The organism is Acinetobacter sp. CIP-A165 (assembly GCF_000367985.1).
Classification (GTDB): Bacteria; Pseudomonadota; Gammaproteobacteria; order Pseudomonadales; family Moraxellaceae; genus Acinetobacter.
In genome coordinates, this window is sequence record NZ_KB849206.1 from 112,922 (window position 1) to 126,423 (window position 13,502).

Genomic DNA, 13,502 nt, shown 5'->3' on the forward strand with positions numbered 1-13,502 from the left:
TCAAACCCCTACCTTAACGGTGATGTGACAAGTACGCTTAGTAATACGATCTGCACGGCCTTTAGCACGTGGCATGATACGCTTAAGGCTTACACCTTCATCAACGTAAATCGTAGTTACTTTAAGGTCATCAACATCTAAGCTGTTATTGTGTTCAGCATTCGCGATCGCAGATTCAAGTGCTTTTTTAACAAGCACAGCCGCTTTCTTGTTGCTGAAATTTAGAATATCTAGCGCGCGCGCGATCGATTTACCACGGATCAAATCAGCAACTAAACGTGCTTTCTGTGCCGAGATAGCGGCACCGCGTAATTTTGCAGTTACTTCCATCATAGCACCTATTAACGTTTAGACTTCTTATCAACACCGTGACCACGATAGGTACGAGTTGGCGCGAATTCACCGAGTTTATGACCAACCATATGCTCAGAAATAATTACTGGAACATGGTTACGACCATTGTGAACAGAAATTGTTAAACCAACAAAGTCTGGTAGGATCATTGAACGACGCGACCAAGTTTTGATCGGCTTACGGTTGTTAGCAGCAATAGCAGCTTCAACTTTAGCGAACAAATGTGCGTCGACGAATGGACCTTTTTTTAATGAACGAGGCATTATTCAGATTCCTTACTTGACGCGACGGTCGCGAATAATCATCTTAGTCGTACGCTTATTGGTACGTGTCTTGTACCCTTTAGCTTTTTGACCCCATGGACTTACAGGCTGAATACCTTTACTACGTCCTTCACCACCACCGTGTGGATGGTCAACCGGGTTCATCGCCATACCACGAACGGTAGGACGAATACCACGCCAGCGTGAAGCACCAGCTTTACCCAATGAACGAAGGTTGCTTTCTTGGTTAGAAACTTCACCAATTACAGCACGACATTCAACATGGACTTTGCGCATTTCACCTGAACGTAAACGAACAATAGCGTAAGAACCATCACGACCCAACAACTGAACTGAAGTACCAGCAGAACGTGCTAATTGAGCACCTTTACCGATTTTAAGTTCAAGGTTGTGCAAGGTAGAACCGATTGGCATGTTACGAAGCGGCAAGCAGTTACCTGGACGAATTGGAGCATCGTTACCAGATTGAACTTTATCACCAGCACGTAGGCCTTTTGGCGCAATAATATAACGACGTTCACCATCAGCATATAGAACTAAAGCAATATGAGCTGTACGGTTAGGATCGTATTCAATACGCTCTACAGTCGCAGGAATACCATCTTTATTACGTTTAAAGTCAACAATACGATAGTTTTGTTTATGACCACCACCTACATGACGTGTAGTGATGTGACCATTATTATTACGACCACCAGTACGTTTTTTTGCTTCAACCAACGGCGCATAAGGTGCACCTTTGTGGAGATGGCTATGAACCACTTTCTCTACAAAGCGACGTCCTGGAGACGTTGGCTTACATTTTTGAATTGGCATAATTCTCGTCCTTATTCCGCTGCGTTTTCAGCGGTATCGCCCAAGTCAGCCATTTCAACATCTTGGCCAGCTTTCAGGGTGACGTATGCTTTTTTCACATCAGAACGACGTCCTAATGTTTTACCAAAGCGTTTTGTTTTACCTTTAGTGATTGTTGTGTTTACTTTAACAACCTCAACACCAAAGAGTTGCTCAACTGCTTTTTTGATTTCAAGTTTGTTGGCATTAAGCGCAACTTTGAACACTTGAACACCAGCAGTATCACCTAAAACTTGTGCTTTTTCTGAGAATACTGGTCCTTGAAGGACTTGATAGATACGTTCGTTGTTCATCCGAGTTCTACCTCAATTTTCTTAGCAGCAGCTACAGACATTACAACCTTATCAAATGCGATCAAGCTAACAGGATCAATCGCAGTTGCATCTACCACATCTACGTGTGGAAGGTTGCGCGCTGCAAGATACAAGTTCTCATCTACAGCATCTGTAATGATCAATGCACGAGTTGCATTCAAGTCGTTAAGTTTAGCAAGCAATTCTTTAGTTTTTGGAGCTGCAACAGCAAACTCTTCAACTAACACAAGGCGATCTTGGCGAACAAGTTCAGCTAAGATACATTGCATTGCGCCGCGATACATCTTACGGTTTACTTTTTGAGACCAATCTTGTGGGCGAGCAGCAAAAGTTTTACCACCACCTACCCAGATTGGGCTACGAATAGAACCCGCACGAGCGCGACCAGTACCTTTTTGACGGAATGGTTTTTTACCACCGCCAGAAACATCTGCACGTGATTTGTGAGCACGAGTACCTTGACGACCACCAGCTAAATAAGCTGTAACAACTTGGTGTACAAGAGCTTCGTTAAATTCACGTCCGAAAGCAACTTCAGACAATTCAACAGCAGAGCCGGAAACAGTTTTTAAATTCACAGTATTTCCCCTCAGGCCTTGATGGTAGGACGCACGATAACGTCACCGCCAGTTGAACCAGGAATAGCACCCTTAACAACTAAAACAGAACGTTCAGCGTCAATAGATACAATCTCAAGACCTTGAACTGTTACGCGTTCATCACCTAAGTGACCGGCCATTTTCTTGCCTTTGAACACGCGACCAGGTGTCTGGTTTTGACCTGTAGAACCTAAAACACGGTGAGATAACGAGTTACCATGAGTAGCATCTTGCGTACGGAAGTTCCAACGCTTAACACCACCTTGGAAGCCCTTACCTTTTGATTGACCAGTTACGTCAACTACTTGACCAACTGTAAACATGTCAACACCGATAGAACCACCAACTTCACGACCGTCAAGCTCAGCTTCAGTAACACGGAACTCTTTAACCAAACGACCAGCAGCAACACCCGCTTTCGCGAAGTGACCTTTCTGAGCGTTAGTTACGCGCGATTCGCGACGTTCACCAGTAGTTACTTGAATTGCTTGATAACCATCAGTTTCAAGTGTTTTGATTTGCGTAATGCGGTTTGGATCGACTTCGATAACTGTAACAGGTACAGATACACCAGCATCTGTAAAGATGCGAGTCATACCACATTTGCGACCGACTAAACCAATAGCCATGTGCATAAACCTCTAAAAAAGCGGCCTAATTAACTTAACGTTAATCAACCGAAAGCCTTAACCCAAAGCGATCTGAACATCTACACCAGCAGCAAGATCTAACTTCATCAATGCATCAACAGTTTTATCTGTTGGTTGAACGATATCGATCAAACGTTTGTATGTGCGGATTTCATACTGATCACGTGCGTCTTTGTTGACGTGTGGTGAAGTAAGAACGTTGAAGCGTTCGATGCGCGTTGGCATCGGAATTGGACCACACACTTGTGCGCCAGTACGCTTAGCGGTTTCTACGATCTCTTGAGCAGATTGATCAATCAGACGATGATCAAAAGACTTCAAACGGATACGAATTCTCTGGTTAGACATACCAGTAAACTCCAAGCCAAATATATAAAGAATCACCCATGACGCACCTCACCTTTTAGGTAAGTGTCAAGGGCAGTGAAAATCACTATGGTCGTGATCGATGCCACGACTGTCATGCATTTACTACTTTACTCGCAGTAAACGCCCTCCTATTGAGGGACGCTCATTATAGCGATTGTTTAAGTCTTATGCAATTCTTCTTTTTTATTTTTAGATTTTAACCTGTCTTATGCGCTCACTACGTAGTCTATTGCTTGATTCAGCAAACGATTTCCCTGCTCAAATTTGCTTTTCAGGGTTCTTTTTAGCTCAGATATCGGTTGTACGTACTCACCATTAAATACAGCCGCATCTTCCTCATTCTCGATCAGAAGATGCAAGGCATGCGGCGTAATTTCAGGATGAAATTGAAAACCAAGTACATTGCGCCCAATTTGGTACATCTGATTGCGACACACGCTATTTTCAGCCAAATGCACACCACCGCGAGGTATTTCAAAAGTCTCACTATGCCATTGCATAATGTTAATTTTCTCAGGAATTTGAAAACAATTTTCAGGGATGTGCGTCGCTCTGCCGACATCCATCCAGCCCAATTCTTGATGTGGATTTCGACTTACTGCCGCACCCAACGCATTTGCGATCAACTGACCACCCAAACACAAACCAATCGCCGGCTTACCTGCTGCCAGATAACGACGCAACCATCTTTTTTCTAGCTTTAACCAAGGATAATTCACCTCATCATTGACGCTCATCGTTCCACCCATAATGATGAGTAGATCGACCTCATCCACCCTTGGCAATGCTTCCAATTCGAGTGGTAAATCAACGGGTAAAGCGAAAAATTCAGTTGCGGTAATTTTTGCTTGATTTGCCTTTAAGTAATCGTAGCAACTTCCAAAACCTTCACCTGCGATGTGCTGAAAATAATGCACTCTTAAATGCGACTTCATGCGCTAAAACCTATTTTAGTTAGAATGATAATAATTCTTAGCAAAAATAAAGCCAGTTCTAAGTCAGAGTGTTCTATCTGTACCGATTCTGTACAAAACATGCAAATCGCTGGCGGCTTTGCTTATTTTCTCTTAACCTAATTCATTATATCGCTTTGATTTTGCCCCATGACTACACATAAAAATAGACAAACTGACCTCGTTCATGCACCACGCCAAGCCCCTCAATACATTGAGACGGTTCAACCTCCCCTATTTCGTGCATCCACCATTATTTTTCAATCCACAGCGCACCTTTTTGATCGCCACTGGACCGATGCTTATGACTATAGTTACGGCACCCATGGCACTCCAACCACATTCACTCTGGCAGACAATATCGCTCAAATCGAAGGCGGCAGTTATTGCCTACTTGCACCAAGTGGTTTATCTGCGATTAATTTAGTGAATAGTGCAGTATTAAGCGCAGGTGATGAAGTCTGGGTCGCCGATAATATTTATGGCCCTAATTTAGAACATTTAAACAACCTACAAGATCGTTATGGCATCACCGTTAAGATTTACAATCCAATTGATGCAGACAGCTTTCAACCTACAAATAAAGCCAAACTGATTTGGTTAGAAGCGGCTGGCTCGATCACTCTTGAGTTTCCAGACTTAAAGCACCTAGTCAAAAAGGCTCAACAAGCGAATGTGCTAACAGCGCTAGATAACACATGGGGTGCTGGACTGGCCTTTAATGCCTTTGATTTTTCAGATGAACATCTTTCAGTGGATATCACCGTTCATGCATTGACCAAATACCCAAGCGGCGGCGGCGACATACTCATGGGCTCGGTCGTAACACGTGATCAAGCGTTACACCACAAACTGTTCCGTATGCATGCGATACAAGGCATCTCTGTTTCTGGTGATGACACCGCACAAATCCAACGCAGCTTGGCACACATGTCTTTACGTTATGAACAACAAGCACAAAATGCAAATAAGCTACTCGACTGGTTAAAACAGCAACCTCAATTCAGCCAAGCACTGCATCCAAGCAACCCCGATTCGGCGGGTCACTGCTTCTGGAAGGAGGTGTGTAACACAGGCAAAAGCGCTGGTTTAGTCAGCGTGATCTTTAAACCTGAATATGACCTTGCAGCCGTTCGAAAGTTTTGCGATAGCTTAGACCTTTTCAAACTAGGTTTTAGTTGGGGTGGACCTATTAGCTTAGTCATGCTGTACGACTTAAAACAAATGCGCACACTTGAAAATACACATTTACAACAAGGTTTATTGGTTCGCTTCTGTATAGGACTAGAACATCCCGAAGATTTGATCCAAGATATTCAAAATGCACTAAAACAACTGGAATAACACGAAGAATAGGTGAACAATGAGCACACCCATCATTATTGCGAAAAAAACCACAGACACCACACAAGATATTGTCCTACATTCTAAATTTGCCAACCGACATGGTTTGATCGCAGGTGCAACGGGTACAGGTAAAACTGTTACGCTCAAAGTTCTTGCAGAAAGCTTCTCTCGGCTTGGCATCCCTGTATTCTTGGCAGATGCCAAAGGTGATGTTTCGAGTCTTGCCAAAGCAGGCAGCAGTAGTCCCAAATTTGAAGAACGCCTCAACCTACTCAAAGTAGACAGCGTCGCATTTGCAGCATCTCCCGTGATCTTTTGGGATTTATTTGGGCAACAAGGACATCCGATTCGCACCACTATCTCAGAAATTGGCCCATTGCTGTTAGCACGCATGCTCAATCTGAATGACACCCAAGAAGGTGTACTCTCCGCCGTATTCCGCATTGCCGATGATCAAGGCTTATTACTCATCGACTTTAAAGATCTTAAATCGATGCTGAGTTATGTCAGCGCACACACTTCCGAATTGAAAGCAGAATACGGCAATCTATCTCCTGCAAGTATCGGTGCGATTCAGCGCAATCTATTGGCATTGGGCGATCAAGGTGGCGAGCAATTCTTTGGCGAACCCAGTCTAAATATTCTGGATTTCATCCAAACAGATAGTAACGGTCATGGCTATATCAATATCTTAGCTGCCGATAAACTCATGAATACCCCAAAACTATATGCCACCTTCTTACTTTGGATGTTGTCAGAACTCTTTGAACAACTGCCTGAAGTCGGCGATATGGATAAACCTAAATTGGTGTTCTTCTTCGATGAGGCACATTTATTATTTGATAATGCCAGCCCAGCCTTACAGCAAAAAATCGAGCAAGTGGTTCGCTTAATTCGCTCCAAAGGCGTTGGGATCTACTTCATCACCCAAAACCCACTGGATCTACCTGAAAGCGTGTTAGGTCAATTGGGAAATCGAGTACAACATGCATTACGTGCATTTACACCGAAGGATCAAAAAGCAGTCAAAACTGCGGCTGACACGTTCCGTGCCAATCCAGACTTTAAAGTGGATCAAGCCATTACTGAACTTGCAGTGGGCGAAGCATTGGTTAGTTGTCTAGATGAACAAGGTACGCCGCAGATTGTAGAACGTGGCTGGGTGATGCCACCTTACTCATCATTTAACCCCATCACCGCCGAAGAACGCCAAGTGATTATTGCGCAGAGTATCGTTGCAGGTATATACGATCAGGCAGTTGATCGAGATAGTGCTTATGAAATGCTGCAAAACAAAGTCGCTGAACGTGAGCAACAAAAACAGCAAGCTGAACTCGAAAAGCAACAAACCAAAGAACAAGAAGCTGCCGAAAAACAACAACTCAAAGAGCAAGAACGTTTAGCCCGTGAGCAACAACGTGCTGAGGAAAAAGCAGCCCAACAACGCGCCAAAATGACCCAAGACATTGTCGGGACTTTTGCCAAGAGTGCCGCGCGCAGTTTGGGTGGGAGTTCTGGGCAAAAAATTGTTCGGGGGTTATTAGGTTCATTATTTGGAAAATAAAGCTTTATTCATTTATAAATCAAGGGATAATTTATTATCCCTTATTTTTTTTATGGTTTTCTTTAAATACGTATTGCAAATGCAAAATTAAAGGTATATTTTAAATACATCTTATAAATGATAGCCAAGAGAGATCTAAAATGACTCCGCAGCAAATTGACCTTGTAAAAGCCACTGTTCCTGTACTGCGTGAAAATGGTGTCGCGTTAACGGGCTATTTTTATAACCGCATGTTAGGAAATAATCCTGAATTAAAAGAAACCTTTAATATGGGGCATCAACGTAGTGGTGCACAAGCACAGGCACTTGCTGGCGCAGTCCTCGCTTATGCTGAAAATATTGAAGATCCTTCCGTGCTTTTACCTATGGTTGAACTGATTGCACACAAACATGTCAGCCTAAATATTCAATCACCAGATTACGGCATTGTGGGTGAAAACCTACTCCACTCCATCAGTGAAGTTCTGAATATTTCAATGCAAGATCCACTTATTGACGCTTGGGCAGCTGCATATGGTCAATTGGCTGATCTATTCATCAGCACTGAAAAAGCCATATATGAGCAACATCAGCAAAATAAAGGCAGTTGGTTAGGCTGGCGCAATTTTAAAATCGCCAAGAAAGTGGTTGAAAGTGATGAAATCACCTCCTTCTACCTTGCACCAGTTGATGGCGGTGATTTACCACAATATGAAGCAGGTCAATACATCTCTGTTCGTGTCTTTGTGCCTGAGCTGAATCTCAGACAGCCACGTCAATATACTTTATCCACTAGTCCACAATCGGATTATTTACGTATATCTGTGAAGCGCGAAGATGAAAAAGGTGAGTTAGCAAGTGGCTGGGTTTCAAGTACATTACATGGTTTAGCTGAAGGCTCAGAAATTGAAGTGTCTGCACCAACAGGGAATTTCTACTTAATGAATAGTAACAAGCGCAATGTCTTCATTAGTGGTGGTGTCGGATTAACCCCAATGATTGCCATGCTCAATCAATTGGTGACTTTGGATATGCCACAACCTGTCAGTTTTATCCATGCATGTCGTAGCAGCCAAGTTCATGCGATGAAAAAACATATTCATGAACTTAAAGCCAAGTATCCACGTCTCAGCACATTTACGGCTTATGAATTTCCACATACGGATGATGTACTCGGGGAAGATTACGACATTGTAGGGCGCTTAGATTTAAGTTCGATGGATGCTGCATTATTACCGACAAGTGCAGATTATTACTTATGTGGCCCAATGCCATTTATGGCAGAACAGCATAAAGCACTGATCGCTCGTGGCATTGCAGCAGAAAATATCCATAGCGAGGCTTTTGGCACGGGTGGTGTCAAACTCAACTAATCGGCGCTGCATTTTGCGTAGGGCTAGTCTATGATAGACTAGCCCTTTGTATTTAAAGCATTAGATTGAGTGAAATACCATGCAACTCAATAAGTTTACTGATTATGCACTTAGAATTTTGATGTATGTCGCTCGCCCGAGTGATGTACCGTATACGATTGCAGATATTGCTCAAGATTTACATGTTTCGCAAAACCATCTGGTTAAAATTGTTCACTTTATGGGGAAGCAACACTGGATCATTACCACACGTGGTAAAGGCGGCGGTATTCGCCTCAATCCAGAAGCTAAAAATCTAAAACTCGGTGACATCGTTCGCATCTTACAAGGTCATCAGCAAATTGTAGAATGCAATACCCCACCTTGTGTTTTACGTGCGCACTGCGGACTTAAAGGAATCTTAGATCAAGCATTGGAGAGCTTTTATCAAAGTCTTGATCAATATACCGTGGGAGAAGTATTGCAACACAGTATTCTCCCCTCGTCTCAGCATTCAAATATTGATTTTTTACAACTCCTTCCAAAAGCCTCGTCATGAGGATTCGCACGAATCTCTGACATCCTTTATAATAGATCTCGCTATTTCAAATTTTAAAGTAAGCTTCTATGCGTCAGCGTCAACAATCGAAAGATACCAAAGCTAAACTCGCCCCAAAAGAAAAAATCAGTTATGAGAAACAGACTGATCCTGCATTAACACTTTATGCAAACCAGTCTTTAAATTGGTTACGCCAAGCTGAGTTTTTAATGAGTGCGCCAAAGCTTGCTTTATGCGTAGAAGATACAGGCTATGAAATTGCTTTCGCTGGTAGATCAAATGCAGGTAAATCCAGTGCAATCAATGCGCTGACCAATCAAAAACAATTGGCTCGTGCATCGAAAAGACCGGGTCGTACCCAAATGATCAACTTTTTTAGCTTAGGTAATCCTGATCAACGTTTAGTCGATTTACCAGGTTACGGTTATGCAGCCGTACCTGAAGCGATGAAACTGGTTTGGCAAAAAGAATTAGAAAACTATCTAATCCATCGCCAAAGCTTACAAGGCTTAGTGTTATTGATGGATATTCGTCATCCATTGCAGCATTTTGACTTAATGATGTTGGAATGGGCACATTCACGTCATTTATTTGTGCACATCCTTTTAACCAAGGCGGACAAACTCAATCGTGGACCTGCCAATAAAACCTTATTAGATGTGAAACAACAATTGAAGAAGATGAAGCTAGACTTTTCGATTCAACTGTTTTCATCACTCAATAAAATTGGCTTAGAAGAATTGGCAAGTGTGATGGGTGGCCGTTTGAATTATACACTCGACCAACCGACTGAATTTGACCTCGATCAAATTCCAGAAGCTACAGACGCTGATCTTGAAGAATAGCACCTGTAAATCTTTCATATATGTGTGCAGCATGAGCCGTATACGGCTGCAATTTTTTTTAGACGATATATAATATATTTTGCGAAACTGCGTGATGAGAAACAAGGTTTCGTAAGACATACAACGAGAATAAAGTCTCAAAAAGCCCTCATATTGCAATTCATGCAACTTGATGCATAAAATAAATTTTAATTGTCCTGAATTGCTAAACACAATAGGTGGCGTATTTTCATATACTCCATACTATTGGTTCATTGCACTATCGATTAGGACTAAACGATGAAATTACTATCATTTGTGAAGAACAAAGTTCTTGGTTCTTCGATTGACTATAAAATTCTCCCTCGCAAAGTAAAGTTTGATTGGGAAAAAACGCCTGTAGATTGGATTCCAAATCAACCTTTTGCTAGCTATTTTATTAATGAAATTAACAATATCTTACCCGCAGGTGAGTTTTGGTTCTGTCGTTTATATAATAAAGTTTTGCCTGAAATTACCGATCCAAAACTGAAAGAAGATGTACAAGCATTTATTCGCCAAGAAGCCATGCATGCAGTTGCACATACCTCGGCAAACAAAGAATATCTAAGCCAACGCAATATTGATATTCAACGCAACCTCGACATTATGGACTTTGTATTTGGCAAAGCTTTAGCGGATAAACCTTTTGACAAACAAGTCCCAAAAATACTTGATCATCAATGGGATCTGTTCCGTTTAGGTGTTATCGCTACTGTTGAGCATATGACTTGCGTGCTTGGTAAATATGCGTTGTATAACAAACGCTGGGAAGAGCTTGGTGCTGACCCAGAAATGATTGATTTAATCAAATGGCATGGTTCAGAAGAAATCGAACACCGTACCGTTGCCTTTGATCTTTATCGTCATCTCGGTGGTGGTTATATCGCTCGTTACTATCTCAGCGTTGCGGTGATTATTGGCGTACTTGGCTTATGGGTGGATGGCGCAGCACACATCATGGGTCAAGACCCTCGTTTTGCCGATAAGAAACCGAGTCCGTTCAAACCTTGGATTTGGTTAGAATGGTATAAACAGGGACGCAAAGATGATCAAATATTACCAAACCCAATTTGGTTAATTTCACAACAAATTGATTACCTCATGCCGTGGTATGATCCTGTCAAAGAAGGAAATACCCAAGATGCGGTCAACTATTTAAACAACTCTCCTGCTGCGAAACGTGCTTTACAACCAGCTGCTTAAACGAAATTATGCTAAATCAATACAAAAAGCCCCCATCTTAGGATGAGGGCTTTTATTTATGAACAAATGTAATTAGAAGCGATAGCGAACGCCTGCTTCAAATGAACGCTCAGGGCCTACATAAATCCCTTGACGCAAGCTTGCCATATATCGCTTGTCTTCCAAGTTTTTCACTGCACCGTAGAATTCAACTTGATCATTGAGTGTATAGCGAGAGGTTAAATCAACGGTTGTATAACTATTAAGTTTACCTGTAAAAAAGGTATTGTTCGCAGTATTTTCTGCAATTGGACGCGTATTCATGGTATCAGTAAATTGAGATCCCATATAGTTTGCACTAAGCTGAGTACGTAAACCCGCATAACTATAACCAACACCCAAATTTGCCACCCATTCAGGTGTATATGGAATACGGTTATCATCTTTCGCAGTCATCACATCCTTAGAGTCATAGCGATCACCTTTAAACTGAGCATCTGCCACCCAAGTCACATTGGCAAATGCATCAAAGCCACCATCCAGATCAACACTAACTGCACCCTCAAGCCCTTGGTGATAGGTTTTTCCACCATTGGTTTGTTGGAAATTAGAGTTGCTATTCGCAGGGATCACCTGATGTTTGAAATCCATACGGAAGGCAGTCAATTCATATTTAAAGATATCTTTTTGACCACGTACTCCTAGCTCCCAGTTTGTTGAACTTTCCGCATCAAGCTTTTGGTCTTTTAAACCATCTAAAGCATCACCATTTGAAGCAGGAGAGAAAGCCTTATAAACGCTCGCATACAGTTGTGCTTCAGGCACAAGCTGGAACGTCGCCCCCAAACCAGGCATCACTTCAGTATTTGAAGTTTTTACAGATTGGTTCTGTTTTCTGTCTAAGCGTTCTTGCTCATAACGTTCAATACGAAGACCTGGTGTAACTGACAAGTGATCGGTAATATCTAAACGGTTTTGTGCATATAACGCGATACTTTTAGCTGAATCTTTTCTATCCCGATCAATGCTACCTGTACGCGGTGTTGCACGTGTTGCCTTAATGGTGACATCATCCATTTTTTCATTCATCAAGCGTAGACCGACCTCAGCTTCGCTCGGGATATTAAATAGCGCATGTTTTGCCACTAAACGGGTCTCAGCACCTACACGCTCAAAGGCACGATTGTTACCATTCAAACTGTCCGTATAGATCCAACGACCTGCTGCTTGCGATGCTGCCGCATTCGTTCCATAACGCCAGTAATCACGATTCATTTCACTCCAATACACCAAGGTTTGAAGTTCTGTATCCGCATTGATGTTCCAACGATGGTTGATGTCGAATGAGTTACGCTCAGTCAAGAACCAGTCATCTGGTGCAGGATTGTTCTTTTTCTTGGCATGATATTCACCCAAGAACTGCCCACGATATGAAATGTTGGCATCATTTTCATAATGGGTAAATTTAACACCTAACCATTGATTATCGCCAATCGCAGTACCCGCTTTGATGACTGCATCTTTCATTTCATAGCTCTTGTCCATGAAACCATCACTTTTCGCCCAACTTAAAATTGCACCAAAGTTACTGTCTTTATTTGGAGAGCTGCCACCCAATTCAACTGTGGTTTTATAGGTATCCCAAGAGCCAATCGACAGATCGACCAATGCACCATCTTTGGGTTGCTTGGTACGATAGTTAATGACGCCACCAATATTTGATGGACCATAACGCAATGCCGAAGAACCTTTTAGAACTTCAATACTATCCATGCGTTGTACACGCGGATTGTAATAACGACCATTCCCCACAAATAGACCCGGTGCAACAGGCACACCATCTTCTAAAATTAAGGTTTTATAATCAGCCGAGCTAATACCGCGCATACCGATATTGGCAACAACAGCAGACTCTTCTTCAGGTTTGACATAAACGCCTGAAACACGCTTTAAAATATCTTCGGTCGAGGTCGGGACAAATTTTTGGATTTGCTCCTGATCTACAATCACAGCCGCACCCGGTATCTTAGAAACAGCGCCATCCTGTGAACCGATCACCTGAATGGTAGGCAGAACCATGGTTTTGCTCTCTTGTGCTGTCTCAGCATGCAACATAGGCGCAAAACTACCGAATAACAAACCACTCATTACGATTGGATTTTTTAGAAAAAAACGGTTTTTCATAGCTTCCCCCGAAGCGGTAAAGAACGGAATATCCTTTCCATCGCTATTTTTCTTTAGCGACCAGAAACGATCTCAGACAAAAAACAAACAA

The 13,502-nt window shown here is 42.3% G+C and carries 15 protein-coding genes; 6 read left to right on the plus strand and 9 right to left on the minus strand.

Annotated features, from left to right (window positions below; genetic code table 11):
* The 8 genes from rplV to F991_RS14850 all read right to left on the minus strand — a co-directional run bounded on the left by rplV (nucleotide 1) and on the right by F991_RS14850 (nucleotide 4,360).
* A complete protein-coding gene (rplV, locus tag F991_RS14815; protein WP_004672999.1) occupies nucleotides 1-330 on the minus strand; it encodes a 50S ribosomal protein L22 in 330 nt (109 codons plus the stop codon).
* 11 nt (nucleotides 331-341) lie between these two features.
* Complete coding sequence (rpsS, locus tag F991_RS14820; RefSeq protein ID WP_004673001.1) at nucleotides 342-617, minus strand: 30S ribosomal protein S19; 276 nt, start codon at nucleotides 615-617, stop codon at nucleotides 342-344.
* 12 nt (nucleotides 618-629) lie between these two features.
* On the minus strand, nucleotides 630-1,454 hold the full coding sequence (gene rplB / locus F991_RS14825) for a 50S ribosomal protein L2 (protein ID WP_004673002.1): 825 nt from the start codon (nucleotides 1,452-1,454) through the stop codon (nucleotides 630-632).
* Nucleotides 1,455-1,465: 11 nt separating this feature from the next.
* Nucleotides 1,466-1,786, minus strand: coding sequence for a 50S ribosomal protein L23 (gene rplW, locus F991_RS14830; RefSeq protein WP_004673004.1), 321 nt, complete (start codon nucleotides 1,784-1,786; stop codon nucleotides 1,466-1,468).
* Nucleotides 1,783-2,385: a 50S ribosomal protein L4 gene (gene rplD / locus F991_RS14835; protein WP_004673007.1), complete on the minus strand. Its 603-nt coding sequence runs from the start codon at nucleotides 2,383-2,385 to the stop codon at nucleotides 1,783-1,785. The genes rplW and rplD overlap by 4 nt, the downstream gene beginning before the upstream one ends.
* A gap of 11 nt (nucleotides 2,386-2,396) precedes the next feature.
* Nucleotides 2,397-3,035, minus strand: coding sequence for a 50S ribosomal protein L3 (rplC, locus tag F991_RS14840; protein ID WP_004673009.1), 639 nt, complete (start codon nucleotides 3,033-3,035; stop codon nucleotides 2,397-2,399).
* Nucleotides 3,036-3,092: 57 nt separating this feature from the next.
* The gene (rpsJ, locus tag F991_RS14845; protein ID WP_000070912.1) at nucleotides 3,093-3,404 is read right to left on the minus strand and encodes a 30S ribosomal protein S10; all 312 of its coding nucleotides are present in this window, start codon (nucleotides 3,402-3,404) and stop codon (nucleotides 3,093-3,095) included.
* A gap of 227 nt (nucleotides 3,405-3,631) precedes the next feature.
* A complete protein-coding gene (locus tag F991_RS14850) occupies nucleotides 3,632-4,360 on the minus strand; it encodes a type 1 glutamine amidotransferase (protein WP_004673010.1) in 729 nt (242 codons plus the stop codon).
* A 168-nt stretch (nucleotides 4,361-4,528) separates the two neighbouring features.
* Between F991_RS14850 and F991_RS14855 the strand changes: the two genes are divergently transcribed.
* The 6 genes from F991_RS14855 (at nucleotide 4,529) to F991_RS14880 (ending at nucleotide 11,248) form a co-directional block, all read left to right on the plus strand.
* Complete coding sequence (locus tag F991_RS14855) at nucleotides 4,529-5,722, plus strand: PLP-dependent transferase (protein ID WP_004673011.1); 1,194 nt, start codon at nucleotides 4,529-4,531, stop codon at nucleotides 5,720-5,722.
* Nucleotides 5,723-5,741: 19 nt separating this feature from the next.
* Nucleotides 5,742-7,289 (plus strand): helicase HerA-like domain-containing protein, encoded by a 1,548-nt coding sequence (locus tag F991_RS14860; RefSeq protein WP_004673012.1) that lies wholly within the window; start codon nucleotides 5,742-5,744, stop codon nucleotides 7,287-7,289.
* A 140-nt stretch (nucleotides 7,290-7,429) separates the two neighbouring features.
* Nucleotides 7,430-8,641, plus strand: coding sequence for an NO-inducible flavohemoprotein (gene hmpA / locus F991_RS14865; RefSeq protein ID WP_004673013.1), 1,212 nt, complete (start codon nucleotides 7,430-7,432; stop codon nucleotides 8,639-8,641).
* A gap of 79 nt (nucleotides 8,642-8,720) precedes the next feature.
* The gene (locus F991_RS14870) at nucleotides 8,721-9,179 is read left to right on the plus strand and encodes an RrF2 family transcriptional regulator (RefSeq protein WP_004673015.1); all 459 of its coding nucleotides are present in this window, start codon (nucleotides 8,721-8,723) and stop codon (nucleotides 9,177-9,179) included.
* 68 nt (nucleotides 9,180-9,247) lie between these two features.
* Complete coding sequence (yihA, locus tag F991_RS14875; RefSeq protein ID WP_004673017.1) at nucleotides 9,248-10,024, plus strand: ribosome biogenesis GTP-binding protein YihA/YsxC; 777 nt, start codon at nucleotides 9,248-9,250, stop codon at nucleotides 10,022-10,024.
* A gap of 279 nt (nucleotides 10,025-10,303) precedes the next feature.
* Nucleotides 10,304-11,248, plus strand: a complete 945-nt coding sequence (locus tag F991_RS14880; protein ID WP_004673020.1) for a metal-dependent hydrolase — start codon at nucleotides 10,304-10,306, stop codon at nucleotides 11,246-11,248.
* Nucleotides 11,249-11,320: 72 nt separating this feature from the next.
* Here the strand turns inward: F991_RS14880 and F991_RS14885 are convergent, their stop codons facing one another.
* Nucleotides 11,321-13,411 (minus strand): TonB-dependent receptor family protein, encoded by a 2,091-nt coding sequence (locus F991_RS14885; RefSeq protein ID WP_004673022.1) that lies wholly within the window; start codon nucleotides 13,409-13,411, stop codon nucleotides 11,321-11,323.
* Nucleotides 13,412-13,502 lie beyond the last annotated feature (91 nt).

Coding starts and splice junctions, on each gene's coding strand:
- F991_RS14885 (WP_004673022.1), bottom strand. CDS start 13,411: ATGAAAAACCGTTTTTTTCTAAAAAATCCAATCGTAATGAGTGGTTTG.
- rplB (WP_004673002.1), bottom strand. CDS start 1,454: ATGCCAATTCAAAAATGTAAGCCAACGTCTCCAGGACGTCGCTTTGTA.
- rplC (WP_004673009.1), bottom strand. CDS start 3,035: ATGGCTATTGGTTTAGTCGGTCGCAAATGTGGTATGACTCGCATCTTT.
- F991_RS14860 (WP_004673012.1), top strand. CDS start 5,742: ATGAGCACACCCATCATTATTGCGAAAAAAACCACAGACACCACACAA.
- yihA (WP_004673017.1), top strand. CDS start 9,248: ATGCGTCAGCGTCAACAATCGAAAGATACCAAAGCTAAACTCGCCCCA.
- rplW (WP_004673004.1), bottom strand. CDS start 1,786: ATGAACAACGAACGTATCTATCAAGTCCTTCAAGGACCAGTATTCTCA.
- hmpA (WP_004673013.1), top strand. CDS start 7,430: ATGACTCCGCAGCAAATTGACCTTGTAAAAGCCACTGTTCCTGTACTG.
- F991_RS14850 (WP_004673010.1), bottom strand. CDS start 4,360: ATGAAGTCGCATTTAAGAGTGCATTATTTTCAGCACATCGCAGGTGAA.
- F991_RS14855 (WP_004673011.1), top strand. CDS start 4,529: ATGACTACACATAAAAATAGACAAACTGACCTCGTTCATGCACCACGC.
- rplV (WP_004672999.1), bottom strand. CDS start 330: ATGGAAGTAACTGCAAAATTACGCGGTGCCGCTATCTCGGCACAGAAA.
- F991_RS14870 (WP_004673015.1), top strand. CDS start 8,721: ATGCAACTCAATAAGTTTACTGATTATGCACTTAGAATTTTGATGTAT.
- rpsS (WP_004673001.1), bottom strand. CDS start 617: ATGCCTCGTTCATTAAAAAAAGGTCCATTCGTCGACGCACATTTGTTC.
- rpsJ (WP_000070912.1), bottom strand. CDS start 3,404: ATGTCTAACCAGAGAATTCGTATCCGTTTGAAGTCTTTTGATCATCGT.
- F991_RS14880 (WP_004673020.1), top strand. CDS start 10,304: ATGAAATTACTATCATTTGTGAAGAACAAAGTTCTTGGTTCTTCGATT.